This window comes from Halobaculum rarum, assembly GCF_040025155.1.
GTDB classification, from domain to species: domain Archaea; phylum Halobacteriota; class Halobacteria; order Halobacteriales; family Haloferacaceae; genus Halobaculum; species Halobaculum rarum.
This window is the reverse complement of record NZ_CP157275.1, coordinates 521,552-536,374: the sequence shown is the minus strand read 5'-3', so window position 1 is coordinate 536,374 and position 14,823 is coordinate 521,552. Positions and strand designations below refer to the sequence as shown.

General features: G+C 71.7%; 17 protein-coding genes. 7 read left to right on the top strand and 10 right to left on the bottom strand.

Features of this window, described 5'->3' with window-relative positions:
* Positions 1-55 precede the first annotated feature (55 nt).
* A complete protein-coding gene (locus tag ABJD39_RS02825; protein WP_348611872.1) occupies positions 56-1,312 on the top strand; it encodes a DNA double-strand break repair nuclease NurA in 1,257 nt (418 codons plus the stop codon).
* A gap of 234 nt (positions 1,313-1,546) precedes the next feature.
* Here ABJD39_RS02825 and ABJD39_RS02820 read toward each other — a convergent pair whose 3' ends face one another.
* The gene (locus ABJD39_RS02820) at positions 1,547-1,879 is read right to left on the bottom strand and encodes a DUF7113 family protein (protein ID WP_348611870.1); all 333 of its coding nucleotides are present in this window, start codon (positions 1,877-1,879) and stop codon (positions 1,547-1,549) included.
* Between the two features lie 150 nt (positions 1,880-2,029).
* On the opposite strand from ABJD39_RS02820, the gene ABJD39_RS02815 reads away from it, so the two are divergent.
* From ABJD39_RS02815 to ABJD39_RS02805, 3 genes are all read left to right on the top strand, one after another.
* Positions 2,030-4,015 (top strand): ATP-binding protein, encoded by a 1,986-nt coding sequence (locus ABJD39_RS02815; protein ID WP_348611867.1) that lies wholly within the window; start codon positions 2,030-2,032, stop codon positions 4,013-4,015.
* Positions 4,016-4,133: 118 nt separating this feature from the next.
* Positions 4,134-4,559 carry a universal stress protein gene (locus ABJD39_RS02810; RefSeq protein ID WP_348611864.1) on the top strand — a complete coding sequence of 142 codons (426 nt, stop codon included), beginning with the start codon at positions 4,134-4,136 and terminating at the stop codon, positions 4,557-4,559.
* Between the two features lie 86 nt (positions 4,560-4,645).
* Positions 4,646-5,188, top strand: coding sequence for a CARDB domain-containing protein (locus tag ABJD39_RS02805; RefSeq protein ID WP_348611861.1), 543 nt, complete (start codon positions 4,646-4,648; stop codon positions 5,186-5,188).
* Between the two features lie 74 nt (positions 5,189-5,262).
* Here the strand turns inward: ABJD39_RS02805 and ABJD39_RS02800 are convergent, their stop codons facing one another.
* Both ABJD39_RS02800 and ABJD39_RS02795 read right to left on the bottom strand, forming a co-directional pair.
* The gene (locus tag ABJD39_RS02800) at positions 5,263-5,676 is read right to left on the bottom strand and encodes a TRAM domain-containing protein (protein ID WP_348611858.1); all 414 of its coding nucleotides are present in this window, start codon (positions 5,674-5,676) and stop codon (positions 5,263-5,265) included.
* 129 nt (positions 5,677-5,805) lie between these two features.
* Entirely contained in the window at positions 5,806-6,564 is a 759-nt protein-coding gene (locus tag ABJD39_RS02795; protein WP_348611855.1) for a YkgJ family cysteine cluster protein, read from the bottom strand.
* A 142-nt stretch (positions 6,565-6,706) separates the two neighbouring features.
* On the opposite strand from ABJD39_RS02795, the gene ABJD39_RS02790 reads away from it, so the two are divergent.
* Positions 6,707-6,919: a DUF7511 domain-containing protein gene (locus ABJD39_RS02790; RefSeq protein ID WP_348611852.1), complete on the top strand. Its 213-nt coding sequence runs from the start codon at positions 6,707-6,709 to the stop codon at positions 6,917-6,919.
* A 28-nt stretch (positions 6,920-6,947) separates the two neighbouring features.
* Here the strand turns inward: ABJD39_RS02790 and ABJD39_RS02785 are convergent, their stop codons facing one another.
* The 4 genes from ABJD39_RS02785 to ABJD39_RS02770 form a co-directional block, all read right to left on the bottom strand.
* On the bottom strand, positions 6,948-7,757 hold the full coding sequence (locus ABJD39_RS02785) for an MBL fold metallo-hydrolase (RefSeq protein WP_348611849.1): 810 nt from the start codon (positions 7,755-7,757) through the stop codon (positions 6,948-6,950).
* On the bottom strand, positions 7,757-9,538 hold the full coding sequence (locus ABJD39_RS02780) for a radical SAM protein (RefSeq protein WP_348611846.1): 1,782 nt from the start codon (positions 9,536-9,538) through the stop codon (positions 7,757-7,759). Before ABJD39_RS02780 ends, ABJD39_RS02785 begins: the two co-directional genes overlap by 1 nt.
* A 161-nt stretch (positions 9,539-9,699) precedes the next feature.
* The gene (locus ABJD39_RS02775) at positions 9,700-9,942 is read right to left on the bottom strand and encodes a hypothetical protein (protein ID WP_348611843.1); all 243 of its coding nucleotides are present in this window, start codon (positions 9,940-9,942) and stop codon (positions 9,700-9,702) included.
* An 81-nt stretch (positions 9,943-10,023) separates the two neighbouring features.
* A complete protein-coding gene (locus ABJD39_RS02770) occupies positions 10,024-10,905 on the bottom strand; it encodes a DUF429 domain-containing protein (protein WP_348611840.1) in 882 nt (293 codons plus the stop codon).
* A gap of 119 nt (positions 10,906-11,024) precedes the next feature.
* Here ABJD39_RS02770 and ABJD39_RS02765 point away from each other — a divergent pair, with 119 nt between their 5' ends.
* The gene (locus ABJD39_RS02765; RefSeq protein ID WP_284061866.1) at positions 11,025-11,183 is read left to right on the top strand and encodes a DUF7559 family protein; all 159 of its coding nucleotides are present in this window, start codon (positions 11,025-11,027) and stop codon (positions 11,181-11,183) included.
* 2 nt (positions 11,184-11,185) lie between these two features.
* Positions 11,186-11,794, top strand: coding sequence for an Hsp20/alpha crystallin family protein (locus ABJD39_RS02760; RefSeq protein WP_348611836.1), 609 nt, complete (start codon positions 11,186-11,188; stop codon positions 11,792-11,794).
* A 17-nt stretch (positions 11,795-11,811) separates the two neighbouring features.
* Here the strand turns inward: ABJD39_RS02760 and ABJD39_RS02755 are convergent, their stop codons facing one another.
* The 3 genes from ABJD39_RS02755 to ABJD39_RS02745 form a co-directional block, all read right to left on the bottom strand.
* A complete protein-coding gene (locus tag ABJD39_RS02755; protein ID WP_348611833.1) occupies positions 11,812-13,011 on the bottom strand; it encodes an NAD(P)/FAD-dependent oxidoreductase in 1,200 nt (399 codons plus the stop codon).
* Positions 13,011-13,778 (bottom strand): creatininase family protein, encoded by a 768-nt coding sequence (locus ABJD39_RS02750; protein WP_348611830.1) that lies wholly within the window; start codon positions 13,776-13,778, stop codon positions 13,011-13,013. Before ABJD39_RS02750 ends, ABJD39_RS02755 begins: the two co-directional genes overlap by 1 nt.
* A gap of 81 nt (positions 13,779-13,859) precedes the next feature.
* Positions 13,860-14,666 (bottom strand): DUF7388 family protein, encoded by an 807-nt coding sequence (locus ABJD39_RS02745; protein ID WP_348611827.1) that lies wholly within the window; start codon positions 14,664-14,666, stop codon positions 13,860-13,862.
* Between the last annotated feature and the right edge of the window lie 157 nt (positions 14,667-14,823).

Here is a 14,823-nt window from a genome sequence, read left to right as displayed (position 1 = left end):
TTCCTCCACGACGGCGACCGCACTGCTTTTGCGCCGCCGGCGCCCGCGTTCGGCCGTGACGCTGGACCCCGTACACGTCGACACCATCGCGTACCTCGCCTCGGCCATCGCCGACGGGGTCGATGACGCCGACCACGACGGCCTCGCGAGCACGGCGTGGGCGGAGTGGCTCGACCCGCTGAACGACGACGGCCGGGTGGTGCTGGAGGCGCTCGGCGGCCACGAACTTCGACAAACGCCCGTCGAGGACGCCGCGCTCGCGGACCGGCCGTTCGAGACGAGCCACGGCGTCGACTCCGGGACGCTGAACCCCACGTCGTTCAAGAACGGCCTCGTGGTCGACGTGGCGCAGGCGGCGATGGGCGCCGAGCCCACGGATCTCGACCTCCACGGCGCGCGCTCGATCGTCGTCACCGTCCACGCCAACGACGCGACGGTGTTCTTCCCCGACGTGCCCGACGGCTGGATGCCCTACGACGACGGCAACTCCGAGCGTCGCGTGCTGAAGGTGCCCCGGAGTCGCCGGTTCGCCGACGAGATGGTCCACGAACTCGCCCTGTCGCTGGCGGAGGGGCACCACGCCCGCAAGCACCTCGAACGCGGCGAGGTGTCGGACCTCCTCGTGCTCGACGGGCCGCTGTACCCCAAGCGGCTGCTGAACTGGGCGACCCGCGACAGCGAGCTTCGCGAGGTCGCCCACGGCGAGACGGTTCGGGAGGCCGTCCGGACGTACGTCCGGCTCGTGGAGTCGTGCATCGAGCGCGGCGTGCCCGTGGTGGGCTTCGTGAAGAACCCCACCTCGGGGTACATCACCCGGACGCTCGACCGAAAGGGGGTCGAGGCGCCGTGGCCCGACGACGCCGCGCTGTTCACCCGGCTGCTGGAGCGGCGTCCGGACGGCGACCGCGCGGACGACGCGATCACGTTCACCTCGTGGCTGCGATCCCGGGGCGGCTCGGACGCGCCGCTGGCGAGCGACGGCGACGCGCTCGGCGTCGAACGCGCCGCGGCGCCCGAGGGGTACGAGGTGACGTACATGCACGTGTACGAGCCCCGCGAGGACGTGCTGTTCAAGGTTGAGGCGCCGGCGGCGTTCACCGGCGACCCGGAGACACGCGAGCGGCTCACCCGGCAGGTCGTCTCGGAAGTCGCCGCCGAGGCCGGGCCGCCGACGCCCGTGGCGAAGGCCGACGAGCTGGCGCGGATCGGCGTCGGCGAGACGGAGGCGCTGCGGCGGAAGTTCGAGGAACGCTTCGGCGCGGAGCACCTACGGACGTATGACGACGTCCGGTGGGGGGACGGCGAGCCGTGAGGTGCGCGGTCGAACGAAGTCGTTCGAAAGCGGCTTTGCCGTCTTTCGTGATGTCGTCGGATTCCGGTGGAATCCGACTACTGACCAGACGCCGGCGGCGTCTGGTAATGACGAGAGACGGCGGAGCCGTCTCTCGAACCATGAGACCGCGACGGTGAACGGCTCGGATCACGACGGCGAGGTCCCCGTGCCGAGCCGTCCACTGAACCGGCGAGTCGTGAGATCCGATCCGCGCTACGGCTCCGCCTTCTCGACTTCGACCTCCACGTCGCGCTCGGGGACGCCGACGCGGGCGAACTGCGTGCGGACGTGTTCCTCGGCGGCGGCGACCGCCTGATCGCGGGTGTCGAAGCCGCGGGGCGCCGGCGACTCGAAGGCGACGCGGATGGGCTCGCCGTCGACGATCAGCTCCGAGCCGCCGGACTCGACTTGGTAGAACGCGTCGCACACCCACACGTACGGCGCGTCCTCGTCGGGCGCGCCCTTGAACGACGGCGCCTCCTCGCCACGCTCGTAGATCGTGCCGGTGAGCGCCGTACCGCCGCCGCTCCCGCGGACCAGTAACATATCCGCAGGTAGCCGGCCGAGTCGGAAAAGCGGTCGCATCGGGTAACGTGACCGGTCACACCGAGCAATGGAACCGGTCGCATCGGGCGAGGCGCCCGAACGCGTCTGGCGACGGATACGGTTTTCACCCCGCGCGCCACAGGGCGTGACATGACCGACGCCGGAGAGCCGAACCTCGGCGACTTCGAGGACCCCGGGCGATTCGACGAGTCGAGCGGCGGGGACAGGGAAGCCGACGGGGCCGACGTGACCGCCGGCGACGACGCCGAGGTGAGCAGGGACGGCGCCGACTCGACCGCCGGCAGCGACAGCGAGGCGAGTACGGACGCCGAGGCGGGCGCCGGAACTGGCCCGGACGCGACGGCCGACCCGGATTCCGGGTTCGCCCAGTACGCCATGGACGCCGCCGAGGCGGCCACCGCCGACGGCCTCGGGACGATCTCGGTCGCACAGGGGCTGCGCGTGGCCGAGGACGACGACGAGACGAGCCTGAAGGCGTTCGTCACCGCCGGCAACCGCGAGGACGTCAGGATCGGGAAATATCTGCTCGTCCCGTACCCCGACGGAGAGCAGCTGTTCTGCCGGATCACGGCGCTCGAATACGACCAGGAGTTCCGCACCGACGACGCGACGGAGCTGACCGCGCGCCGGCGGATGCGGACGGGCCCCGGCGACTTCACCGAGGCCGACTACAAGTACATCGCAGAGCTGTCACCGGTCGCGGTGTTGTTTACCGACGGCGAGGCGCGAAGCGCCTCGGAAAGCCGGACGCAGTCCGGCGACGGCGATGAACTCAAACGCCGGATGGTCGACCGCGTGCCCAAGCCGGGCGCGCTCGTCCGGCAGGCCCGCGACGCCGAACAGATCAAAACCGGGCTCGCGATCCCGGAGGAGGGCGTCTTCCTGGGCCACCTCTCGGTCGGCGGGGAGAAGGTCCGAACCGCGGCCGAGCCGCCGACGGTCGACTACCGGCTGAAGGACGACTACGCGGACGGCGACCCGCTGGTGTTCCGGCACACGCTCGTCGCCGGCGGCACGGGCTCGGGGAAGACCCACGGCGCGAAGAACGTCCTCCGGCAGTACCTCGGCCGCACCTACGAGACCGACGACGGGCGCGACGCGCGCGCGGCGGTCGTGATGTTCGACCCGCAGGACGAGTACGCCCAGATGCACGACGACAACCCCGCGCTCGATGACGAGTGGGCGCGGCGGCTGGAGCGCGAGCGCGTCGCCTACGGCGGCCACGACGACACCGTCGCGCTCGTGCCGAAGGAGGCCGGCGTCAGCTACCCGGGCAGGGGACACCGCGCCGAGCAGGTGGAGTTCACGATCCCGTTCTCGGTCGTCGACGAGTACGACATGCCGTGGCTCGTCGCCGGCGCCTCGCTCAACGAGAACCAGTACCCCGCGCTGCTCACGCTCCTCAACCGGTTCTTCCGCAACTACGACGGCGGCACGTATCAGCAGTTCCTGAACTTCCTCGACGACCCGGCGCTGAAGGAGGAGCTCGACGAGACCGGCCGCGTCCACGAGGCGACGTTCGACGCGGTGAAGCGGCGCGTGCGGGGCGTTCCCTCCGGCGTGTTCGATCAGGACGCCAAGCCGATCACGGAGCTGGACACGACGCTCGTGCGCCCCGGCGGGCTGACGGTCGTGCCCACGTATCACCTCTCGTCGGCGCGCGCCAAGGAGATGTTCGTGCTCGCGGTGTCGGCGATGCTCGTCGACGACAAGCTCTCGAACTCGCCGCGAAGCGCCCGTATCGACGAGACGCCGCTCGTGCTCGGCATGGACGAGGCGCACAACTTCCTCTCGGGCGCCGACAACGTCCAGGCGCGGCAGGTGGTCAACACGTTCACCGAGGCGGCCAAGCAGGGGCGCAAGGAGCGGCTCGGGCTGTTCCTCGTCACGCAGGACCCGCAGGACATCGCCGACCCCGTGTTCAAGCAGGTGAACACCCGGCTCGTGCTCAACCTCGGCGACGAGGAGGCGATCTCCTCGGTCAACATCCCGCCGTCGCTCGCGAAGAAGGTCCCGTACATGGAGAAGGGCCAGCAGGTCGTCTACTCCCCGGACAACTCCGAGCCGGTCGAGGTGACGGGGCTGCCGATCTGTCTCACTCGCCACGGGGAGTGATCGCCGGCGAGACCGCGGATGGCGGTTCGCCGCGGGCACCGCGTGTACCCTCCGTTCGACCGTCGATTCCGTCGGCGCCGGGAGGACCTTTTTCTCGTCGTGTGGGGATCGTTCAGCTATGACCGAACGCATCGTGATCGGCGTGGACGATTCCGAGCAGGCGAGCGCCGCCCTCTCGTTCGCGGCGGACGAGTGGGGCGACGCCGACCTGTTCTTGGTGACCGTTATCGACCCGGCGGAGGCAGGACACGCGGCGGGCGCGGGGATCCCCAGCGGCGCCGAGCAGTGGTACGAGCGCCGAAAGTCCGAGGCCGAGGGGTTGCTCGCGGACGCCGTCGAGTCGCTCGACGTCGACGGCTCAGTCGAGACCGGGACGACCGTCGGCAAGCCCGCAGCCGCCATCGTGAGGTACGCGAGCGACCACGACGCCGACCACATCGTGGTGGGGAGCCACGGTCGCAGCGGGATCTCGCGGATCGTGCTCGGCAGCGTCGCGGAGGCCGTCGTCCGCAACGCCCCGATGCCGGTAACGGTCGTCAGGTGAGGTGACCCCGCCGTCCGTGCCGGCACGGTTTCAACTTCGATAGCCGCGGGCGAGGGTTTAGGTCGGGTCCCGGACCGAGTGCGGGTATGGGAGCGCGGAACGCGGTCGTTCGCGGCGCAGTCGTACTGATCATCGCGGGGTTGCTCGTGGGGCCGGCCGTCGGGGGAACGGTCGGCGCCCAGGCGGCGTCGTGTCAGTCGAACGGAGCCCAGCAGGTGTGTCTCACCGAGGCGACGCTCGACGGGGAGACGCTGACCGCCGGGGAGTCGACGGAGCTGTCGGTGACCGTCGAGAACACCGGCGAGGAGCGTACGACGGCGATCGTCGTCCTCAACGTCGTGAGTCCCGCCAACGAGACGAACTCCTACGAGCTACGGAAACAGTCGCTGGCGCCCGGCGAGACGGTCTCGGTCACGCAGTCGGTCGACGCGAGCACGCCCGGGGACCACGGGCTACAGGTGGTCGTGTACGGCGACGGCTACGCGCACCGCTACGACGCCTCCGAGCCGATGAGCGTCACCGTCGAACGCCAGGGGCTCGGCGGCGACATCGACACGCCCGAGTACGCGCTCGCCGCGCTCGTCGGGTCGCTGGCGGTCATCGCCGGAACCGTCTACAGACGACGGTAACGGGACAATCAACCACGGCCGCGCCGGCGACGCGGCCGCTCGTCGGTTGGCTTGAAAACCGACCGGCGGCGTCGTCAGTCGTCGTCTTCGTCGATGACTTCGCCGACGGCGAAGTTGGACTTCACTTCGGCGATCTCGATCTTCACGCGCTCGCCGACCTCGGTGTCGGGGACGATGATCACGTACCCGCGCTCGACGCGGGCGATCCCGTCGCCCTGCTTCCCGAGGTCCTCTATCTCGACGTACCGGATCTCGCCGCGCTCGACCGGCGGTTGCGGACCGTCAATGGTCGCGGTCGACTCCGTCGCGTCGGCGTCGTCGCCGCCGGCGTCGGCCCCGTCGCGCTCGATGAGCGCCACGCGGTACACGCCGCCGGGGACCACCGACCCGGCGTCGACCTCGCGCTTCGGGATCTCGATCGTGTATCGGTCGCCCTTCTCGCGGACGTCCGCGCTGAACAGACAGATGAGTTCGTCGGAGATTTCCACGGATATATCCCTCCACCGGCACGTTCGGGCGATGTGACATATACCTACCGCCGCACGGGAGCGACCCGATCCCCGTGTCCGGTCGCGGAGTGAATCGGTCCCGCCGCCGGTCGCGCTACGGTTCCCTCATCAGTCGCGTCCCTCGTCGAGCCGGCTTCCGTCCGGTCGCTTGGCTCCCTCCGAGTCGTGGACGACGACTTCCCCCGGACCCGTGGACACAGGCTCGTAGGCGTCGCGGACGCCGATCGCCTCCTCCAGTTCGCGAACCGCCCGCTCCTTCAGCGCGGCCGCCAGCGACTCGGCGTCCGCGCGGTCGATGTCGCGGCCGAGTCCCTCACACTCGTGGGCGCGGACACTCCCGTCGGCGTCGCCGGCTTCACCGGCTTCCCGTTGTGCTCCCAGCGCGACGCTGTCGACCACTTCTCCCATCGGCTGGCTCGTCCCGCCGAGGTCGACCGAGAACGGGTACGTCTCGCAGATGAGCGGCCGGTCGGCGTGGACGCCGCAGGCGCCGACGCCGTCATCGTCCTCACGGTAAAACACGCAGTCGCCGCAGGAGTCGGTCTGGAGGGCCCACTCGAACGTCTCCCCCTCCGGGCCGTCGTCGCCCTCGGTCAGTCCGTACGGCATCGGACGGGCCACGTCGCGCCAGTCGCGGGCGTCGCCGTCGCCGTCGCTACCGTCGCCGTCGGACGCGTCCGCGGCGGTTGCGGCTTGGAGCCGCCGCACCTCGTCGGGGAACACGGTCGCGGTGTGGGGATCGTCCGCCTCGCTCTTGCAGCAGGCACCACAGCGCGTGCACTCGAAGCCGATCGCCTCGACGGCGTCGGCCAACTCGCCCACGTCGAGGGCCCGCGCGCGCTCCAGTTCGTCCTCTAGCGGCTGCACGCCTGGTCGTGGGCCCCTCGCGAACAAAACGTCGTCGGGCGCCCCGTCGGGATCCGTCCGATCTCCATCTCTCCGGAGTGCTCGGTATCGGCCCGGACCTGTCTTAGCGAGATTTAAGTAGTTTCGTTGTTTTGACACGAGTATGTCGGCCACATCCGACCGGTCACCCGAGGACGTGCGCACGCCCGACCCCCGCTTTTCGGCCCCTTCGGGCCTTCGAGCGGCGGTGGTTCGCCACGACGGCGAGCCGGACCGGTGTACGCTGTACCCCGAGGACGCCGACGATGTGGAGCTCGTGACGACGTGGCTCTCGGTCAACGCCGACTGCCTCGTCGCGCTCGACGACGCCCGCTAAGCAGACAACCACGGCCCCACGGCGACGCTCACTCGCCGGCGGCTTCGACCGTCCCCGTCGACGCCTCCCAGCGCACGCGCCGTTCGTATGCCAACTTCTCGACGTGCGCCCGCACCGTCGCGCGAGCGAGATCCCTGACGCCCGTGAGGTCCTTCTCGTAGGCCGCCTCCAGCACCTCGTCCAGATCGGTCGCGCCCCCACGAACCGCCGCGAGCACGGCGCGCTCGCGGGCGAGCCGGTGGTCGATCAAACGGGCGCACACGCCCTGCGGGTCGTCGATCCGGGGGCCGTGCCCGGGAAACAGCGCGGGCGGATCGCGGGCGTGGAGGCGACGGAGCGCCGTCAGGTACGCGCGCATGTCCCCCTCGGGGGCCGCGACGACGACGCTCCCCTCGGCGACGGCCACGTCGCCGCAGACGACGCCGTTCCGGGTCTCGAAGCCGACCCCGTCGGGGGCGTGGCCGGGGAGTTCGACGGCCGTCGCCGGGCCGACGCGGTCGCCGGCGACGAACGTGCGGTCGGGCTCGACGCCGGTCGCGTCGACGAAGCGGTCCTCGTACCCCCGCCGCGCCCAGACGGTCGCGTCCGTCTCGGCGGCGTACGCCGCGACCGCGCCGACGTGGTCCGGATGGGCGTGCGTGACGGCGACGTGGTCGGCGACCTTCTCGCGGACGACGGTGTCCAGCGTGTCGGTGCGGGCCGCCGGGTCGACGAGCAGCGTCTCGTCGGTCCCGATGACGTACGCGTTCGTCGTCCCGCCCGGTGCGCGAGTGTCGACGGGGACCGAGAAGCGGTCGACGTGTGTGCCGGCTTCGCCGGTGCCCGTCGACTCGCTCATCAGTCCGCGCTCCGCGGGGCCGGCGCGCCGGGGTACTCCGCATCGGCGTCGACGCCGGGGATGCCGGCCCCGGCGAAGCGCGTCAGGTCGACGTCGGCGCCCGCGACCTCGGCGGCGTCGGCGGCGCTCGCGTACGGGCGATTCACGATCAGGTCGCCCGCCGTCCCCTTGCCGATTCCCGGGATCGCGGTCAGCTCGTCCATCGAGGCGCCGTTGAGATCGAGCGGGTACGGGACACCGGTCACCGAGCGGTAGCCCCAGTCGACGACGGCCACGTCGACGGTTCGGCCCAGTTCGCGCTCGCCGGGGATGCCGACGAGGATCGGGTAGGTGCCGAGCTGCCGACCGAAGGTGGTGCCGTCCTCGTGGTACTCCAGGTACACGTCCGGGAGGACGGTTCCCGTGGGCATCACGCGCTCCAGCATCGGCCGGTCGACCGTCTCGCGCACCTCGCGTTTGTACGCCTGAAACTCCTTCTTGTGCTCGCGGGCGAGGCGCGCGCCGGTCTCGGCCATCTCGGTGCCCTCGAACGCCATCACCTGTCGGACGTTCACCCGCCGGAGCATCAGCCCCTCGTCCATCACGGAATCGAGGAACGCCTTGTTGTGCTCGAACGTCTCGCTGGTCTCGCCCTCCAGTCCATGGACGAGGTTGATCCCGGGCAGGAGCTTGGGGAGTCGCCGCGGGGCGGAGTCACCGAAACTGGGCGCGTCCGCGGGCGACTCGCCCGGGCGCCAGCCGCCGGCCTCGTTGACGACGCGGACGGCCTCCAGACACTCCTCGGCGCTGACGAGGAGGTTGTTCTTCTCGCGGACCTCGGGGTCGGCCGATTCGAGGCCGAATGCGGCCGTGTCGCCGGGGGTGTTGTGCCGCGCGATCACCTCGATAGCCTCGCGAGAGGCCTCCGGGTAGTCGGTGATCGTCACGGGGTTCATGTTGTCGAGGTGGAGCGTGCGGAGGTCGGGGGCCACCTCGCGGATCCCGCCGTACAGCTGTCGGAGCGCGTCGGGGTTGGGCGCCTCGCCGTCGCCGCCGAACGCGAGAATGTCGGCCTGCCGCCCGAGCCGGAAGTGGCGGACGCCGTGATCCGAGAGGGCGTCCACCTCCGACACCACGTCGGGGGCAGTACGGAAGTCGGGGTCGCCGTACAGCGGTTCCGTGCAGAACGAACAGCGGTAGGCGCAGCCGCGGGAGGTCTCCAGCTCCACGATGAGGTAGTCGGGGTGGTTGGGGTGCTGTTCGACGACGAACGCGCCCATGCTCGACCAGCGGGCCACCTCGTCGTAGTCGCGGATGCGGTTGCCGAACCCCTCCAGCCCGCTCTCGACGATGTCGAAGGCGGCCGCCTCCACGTCGCCCATCGCGACGAAGTCGTAGTCGAGGTCGTCGCGCTCCATCTCCTGTGCGCCGGCGTTCTCGTCGCCGACGCCGAAGCGAACCGGGCCGCCCAGCAGGGTGACGCCGTCGGCGGTCCACGCGAGTTCGCGCACCTCGTCGGGCTCGGCGGGGGTCCCCCCGACGTACTTGCCGGGGACGGTCATCCCGCCGACGTAGATCATGAGGTCGGCGTCGGCGACGTCGGCCCACTTGCGCCGCTCGTCGCGCAGCTCGTCGATGGTATGGTAGGTGATTCCCGATTCGGGGACGCCCGCGTCGACGAGCGCGCCCGCGGTGAAGCGTGGGTACGTCGAAATGTAGGGGGGCACGCCGAAGTGCGCCGGCTCGTCAACGTAGCCGTCGACGATCGTGACGGAGAGGTCGCTGGGGTCCGGCGCGGTCATAGCCGTCGATGGCGGGCCGAGCGGCTAAAGCCGTGCGGTCCGGGGTCGATCCCCGGGGATCCGGGATCGCTCCCCGGCGGTCCGGGATCGCTTTCCGCCGGTCCGGGGTCGCGCTCCGTTGGTCGTCGGTCGTTCACCCTCGCGGGCACGGCACTCCCGAGTCACCAGCCGCCGCGGGTCCGCGCGTCGCCGTCCGCCTCGAACCCGCCAACCCCCTCCTCGATCCCGCCGACGAGCGCCGCCTCCTCGTACGTCAGCCCGTCGCCGTCGGCCAGTATGTCGAGCAGGTCGTCGACCGTCCGCGGCGGCTCCGCCACCGTCGCCTCGGCGTCCCGTCGTTCCTCCCGGTCGGCCGCCTCCCGGGCGCGCCGTTCTCGCTCGTGTTCTCGCCGTCTCGTGCGCATTGGTGTCACCCCACATTGTGTGGAACGGCCGAGCTATTCAGTGTTGCGTCGGATCCTCCGCTCCACGCCCAGAACGCCGCCTCAGGCGTAGATCCGCGCTTCCAGTCGGTCGCGCGCATCCGGGTCGTCGTCCTGATCGAGCGCAGTCCGGTAGTTCCGCGCGGCGGCGTACGCTGCCGCGACCGCATCGAGCGCGTCGTCGGTCGCGACCGCGCAGTCGCGGGCGGCGTCGTCGGCGAAGCGAACGCCGTCGTCGACGAGCGCCGCGACGTTCCGACGGCGCGCCTCGACGTGCCGGCGCTGGGTCTTCTTGTAGCCGGTCCGGTCGGCGCCGTCGAGGCGGTCGAACACTGACGCGGGATACGTCTCCAGTACGGCGAGGCGGGGACGCTGATCGCCGTCGGCGCCGTCGACCGTGGAGACGGGCAGTGCCGGCGGGACGCACACGCCCTCGCGCTCGATCAGCCGCCGGAGCAGCACGGAGATGCCGTAGTAGGTCTGCGTTTTGATCCGGAACCCGGCGGGCTCTTGTCCGCCGTGAGCGTCGTCGGTCGCGCGCCGGAGCGGGCGTCCGGCGTCGGGGTCGGCCGCCTCTCGCACCGCGTCGTACAGGTCACGGGGGTCGTCGACCTCGTCGAGCACGCCCCACCGCTCGGGCGTCGCCGCCACGAACTCGCGCCACGTGCGGTCGCCGAGCACCCACGCCGGGAGGCTGAACGGCACGTCGATCCCTGCGGCTGACGGGCCGTCGACGCCGCCGAGACGCTCGGCCAGCGCCGGAAGCACGTCGTCGCGGGCGGTCGAATCGAGGTCGAGGAACTCGGCGGCCGACGCCAACTCGTCGACGACGAGCGCGTCGCCGTCGACGGCGCAGCGCGCGACCCAGGTGTCGGCACCCGCGCTCGCGGCGGCGGCGCTGAGGTCGATGCCGTACACCGCCTTCGGGTCGGGGATCTGAGACACGTCCGTCCGAACGGATGCGACGACCAAAGCCGCGGCGGGTCCGGACGGCAGGGCTTCGAGATACCGGAACGCCCCGCCCTCCCCACGTCGTTTATGCCGCGTGCGACCCAAGTCGGGGTATGCCCGCCACGAAGGAAGTCAAGTGCACCAGCGCCGACTGCGAGCTCGACATGTTCGAGAACCACTACACCTACGACATCGCCGACGACCACACGGTCGCCGACCTGTCGTGCCCGCTGTGCGGGGGGACCGACTGCCTGGAGGAGATCGAGCTGTAACCATGCCCGAACGAGACCAGTTCGCCGAGGGGGCGGACCGCCTGAAGGATGTCGGGGAGTCGGCCGTGAACACGGTGCTCGACCGCGTCGGGCGCGGTGTCGCGACGGTACAGGAGAAGTCGCCGCTCGCGTACGACCTGCTGGAGTCCGAGGACGCGTTCCTCGTCGTCTTCGACGCCCCGGGGGCCGAGCGCAGCGACGTACAGGTTCGGTTCAACGAGGGCGCCGTCGAGGTCCGGATCGACCGCTTCCGCGACTTCCACGAGGGGTTCGACATGCGCTTCCCCGGCCGCGGGCTCGCGCTCGACGGCCGCGCGGAGCTTCCCCCGGGCGCCGCCGTCGAACCCGAGGACGCCTCCTCGACGCTCACCGACCACGGCACGCTCCGCGTTCGCGTTCCCAAGGTGGCCGGCGGCTCCGTCGCCGTCGAGGACGGTGACGCCGACGCGGACGCCGAAGCCGACGACGAGGTGGACGAGCCGGTCCAGTTGGACATGGAGGAGGACGCGGACGCCGGAGACGACGATGAGGACGCGGAGGATGGGGACGCTGCGGCCGACGCGGACGCCGAGGCAGACGACACGGACGACGCGGACACCGACGAGACGTAGTCGCTCCCGACCGACGCTCAGTCTCGGTTCTCCGGTCCGTCGTCCGCGTCCGTCTCGACGGCCATCCCCTCGCTGATCTCGAACGCCTCGTCGCCGTCGAAGCGCCCGGGATCGAACTGCCGAATGCCCTCGCGTTCGCCGAGCACCTGCTGTGCGATCGCCTCTCCCGTCGCCGGCGCGCGCATGAACCCGTGACCCTGCCAGCCGGCGGCGACGAAGACGCCGTCGGCGACCTCGCCGAGCAGGGGATCCCCGTCGGGCGTCGCCGTGCACAGCCCGGCCCACGCGCGCTCCACGTCCGGATCGTGGCCCGCACGGTCGCGGAGCGTCCCGCCCACGTCCGCGAGGAACCAGTCGTCGGCCTCCCGATCCCACTCGTCCGGGTCGGCCTCGGCCGGGACGGTGCCGTCGCCCGCGAGCAGCCCCGCGGGGTGCGGGCGCGCGTACACGCCCGACGAGGCGTCGTACCACATCGGGCCGTCGTACGGGCGCCCGGAGACGAGCGCTTGCACGCGGTAGGGCTTCAGCGGGACCGCGATCCCGGCGTCCGCGAGCAGCCGCTTCGTGTGCGCGCCCGCGGCGACGACGGTGGCGTCGAACCGCCGGGTCACGGGTGCCTCGTCGACGACGGCCACGCCCGGGGGCGCCGTCGACACCGCGACCTCGCTGTCGGTTCGGATCTCGACGCCCACGGACGCGGCGAGGTCGGCGACCGTGGTCACGTAGCTCCCGGGATCGGTCCAGCCCGCGTTGCGCGCGACGGCCGCGACGGCCACGTCGTCGACGCGGAGGCTCGGGAACCGTTCCCCCAGCTCGTCGCCGTCGACGGTCTCCACCTCGCGGTCGTGGACGCGCATCCGCTCGGCCGCGCCGCGGATCGCCTCCGCGAGGTCGTCGTCGCCCTCGCGCGCGAGCATCACGTACGGGCAGTCGGTGAACGTGAAGTCGCCGACGCCCGAGAGCTGCCGGAAGCGCTCCAGCGCGCGCGCACCGGTCTCGGCGTCCACGTCCTCGGCATAGGCGTCGTAGAGGACACCCGCGGCGCGGCCGGAGGCGCCCGAGGCGATGTCGCCCTTCTCGAACAGCGTCACGTCCGCGCCGGCGACCGCCAGGTCGTACGCCGCGGTGACGCCGACGGCGCCGCCGCCGACGACCGCGACGCGCACGCCGTCGCCGGTCGCCGAGCCGGTACCCGTGCTCGGGTCGCGCCCGGCCATCAGCGGTGCGGCTCCGGGGTGAGCGCGTCGAACGGCTGCTCAGCCAGCCAGCCGACGAGCGCGTCGAGTTCGCCGGTCGCCTGCTCGAACAGCTTCCGACCCTTCTCGGCGGTGCCCTCGGTCGGCGCCCCGACAGCGCCCGACTCGGAGAAGTCGGCGGTGTCGAAGCCGACCGCCGCGCCGTGGACCTCCTTCCCCCACGAGTCGGCCGCGCCCGCCTCGGCCTCCTCCAGCAGCGCGTCGCGTACGAGATCGCCCGCGAGATGGGCGACCATGCTGGTCTCCATCGCGTCGGCGTGGCCGATCCCGGACTGGTCGAACAGCTCCTCGTCGAGGCCCTCGAGGCTCGACCACCAGTTCCACGGCGCGGCGTACGCGATCTGATCGCCGCGGAGCCGTCGGGCCGCGCGGCGAAGCGCGTCGCTGTTCCCGCCGTGGCCGTTGCAGAACACGAGCTTACGGACGCCGTGGCTGGCGACGGAGGCCGCGATCTCGCCGACGTAGTCCTCGAACGTCTCGGGCTCGGCCCACAGCGTCCCGTCGAACTGGCGGTGGTGCGCCGAGACGCCGACCGGGACGGTCGGCAGCACCACGGCGTCGTCGCGGTCGATCCCCCGGGCGACGGCCTCGGCCGCGAGGAAGTCGGTGCCCAGCGGGAGCGCCGGCCCGTGCTGTTCGACGGAGCCGGTCGGCAGGATCGCCACCTCGACAGCGTCGTCGACCGCCTCGCCCGCGCTCGTCGTCGTCTCCTCGTGGAGCAGTCGCATACCGGCCGGTCCGCGTGCGGGAAGGTAGGCGTTCGGGTGGTGGACCGGGGGGAGGCGTCGCGACTTACCGCGGGGAGGATGTCAACGCAGGCTGTCGACGCCGATCGCCGGGTAACCGACGACGTGGTCGACGCCGACGGCCTTCAGGTCGCGCACGCGCTCGCCGACCGTCTCGGGGTCGCCGACGAGCGCGAAGTCGCGCACCGCCGCCGAGAGCACCTCGCGGGCACGCCCCGTCGCCGCAGAATCGGTCGCGGCGCCCTCGGGGAGCGCCTCGCGGACGGGCTTGCGACGCGCCGTGTACGCGCCCACGGCGTCGAGAACGGCGTCCTCGTCGTCTGTCGGGACAACGGGCGCATAGAGTGCGAGTTCGCCCTCGAAGCCGGCCGCCCGCAGCCCACGCACGTCGCGCTCGGTCGACCGCGAGAGCAGGTCGTACTGGACGCCGCCCGCCGCGAGCGCGAGGCGCTCGACGCCCTCGGTGCCGACCCACGGCGTTCCCCCCGCCTCGCGGACCGTCGCCGCCGCGTCGCCGAGGCGGGGCGCGACCGCGCGCTTGCGCTCGTCGTCGGTGAGGTACGCGCCGTGGCCCGCCACGAGCACGCGCTCGGCGGCGTCGGGCAGCGTCGCGACCAGCGAGTCGTCGCCGCGGGGGTCGAACCCGTCGGCGCGAACGGGCGTCGTCACCCGGAGGTCGACCGACCCCGCGAGGTCCGCGAGCGCGTCGGCGTCCGGCAACGCCTCGCGGCCCTCGTAGTCGAGACACACGAGGTCGACCGGGAGGTCGGCGGCGACGGACACGTCGCACTCGGTCGGCTTGAGGGCGATCCCGTCGAGTCCTGTTCGGGCGGCGACGCTGTCGGCTGTTTCGGATGCGGTGAGTGTCATTGGTAGGAGCGGTGAGGCTGGTCGGCGGAGCCGGCCGAGTCCGTCGAGTCGGCGGGGTCGGTCGGAACGGTCGAACGGGGCGACTGCCGTCTCGTCGAAGAATCGGATCCCGGCGGCGGCGGTGTCGTCGAGAGAGAACTAGGACCGTCGCGGAACG

Coding starts and splice junctions, on each gene's coding strand:
- ABJD39_RS02820 (WP_348611870.1), bottom strand. CDS start 1,879: ATGTTACTGGTCCGCGGGAGCGGCGGCGGTACGGCGCTCACCGGCACG.
- ABJD39_RS02815 (WP_348611867.1), top strand. CDS start 2,030: ATGACCGACGCCGGAGAGCCGAACCTCGGCGACTTCGAGGACCCCGGG.
- ABJD39_RS02810 (WP_348611864.1), top strand. CDS start 4,134: ATGACCGAACGCATCGTGATCGGCGTGGACGATTCCGAGCAGGCGAGC.
- ABJD39_RS02805 (WP_348611861.1), top strand. CDS start 4,646: ATGGGAGCGCGGAACGCGGTCGTTCGCGGCGCAGTCGTACTGATCATC.
- ABJD39_RS02790 (WP_348611852.1), top strand. CDS start 6,707: ATGTCGGCCACATCCGACCGGTCACCCGAGGACGTGCGCACGCCCGAC.
- ABJD39_RS02785 (WP_348611849.1), bottom strand. CDS start 7,757: ATGAGCGAGTCGACGGGCACCGGCGAAGCCGGCACACACGTCGACCGC.
- ABJD39_RS02780 (WP_348611846.1), bottom strand. CDS start 9,538: ATGACCGCGCCGGACCCCAGCGACCTCTCCGTCACGATCGTCGACGGC.
- ABJD39_RS02775 (WP_348611843.1), bottom strand. CDS start 9,942: ATGCGCACGAGACGGCGAGAACACGAGCGAGAACGGCGCGCCCGGGAG.
- ABJD39_RS02765 (WP_284061866.1), top strand. CDS start 11,025: ATGCCCGCCACGAAGGAAGTCAAGTGCACCAGCGCCGACTGCGAGCTC.
- ABJD39_RS02760 (WP_348611836.1), top strand. CDS start 11,186: ATGCCCGAACGAGACCAGTTCGCCGAGGGGGCGGACCGCCTGAAGGAT.
- ABJD39_RS02755 (WP_348611833.1), bottom strand. CDS start 13,011: ATGGCCGGGCGCGACCCGAGCACGGGTACCGGCTCGGCGACCGGCGAC.
- ABJD39_RS02750 (WP_348611830.1), bottom strand. CDS start 13,778: ATGCGACTGCTCCACGAGGAGACGACGACGAGCGCGGGCGAGGCGGTC.
- ABJD39_RS02745 (WP_348611827.1), bottom strand. CDS start 14,666: ATGACACTCACCGCATCCGAAACAGCCGACAGCGTCGCCGCCCGAACA.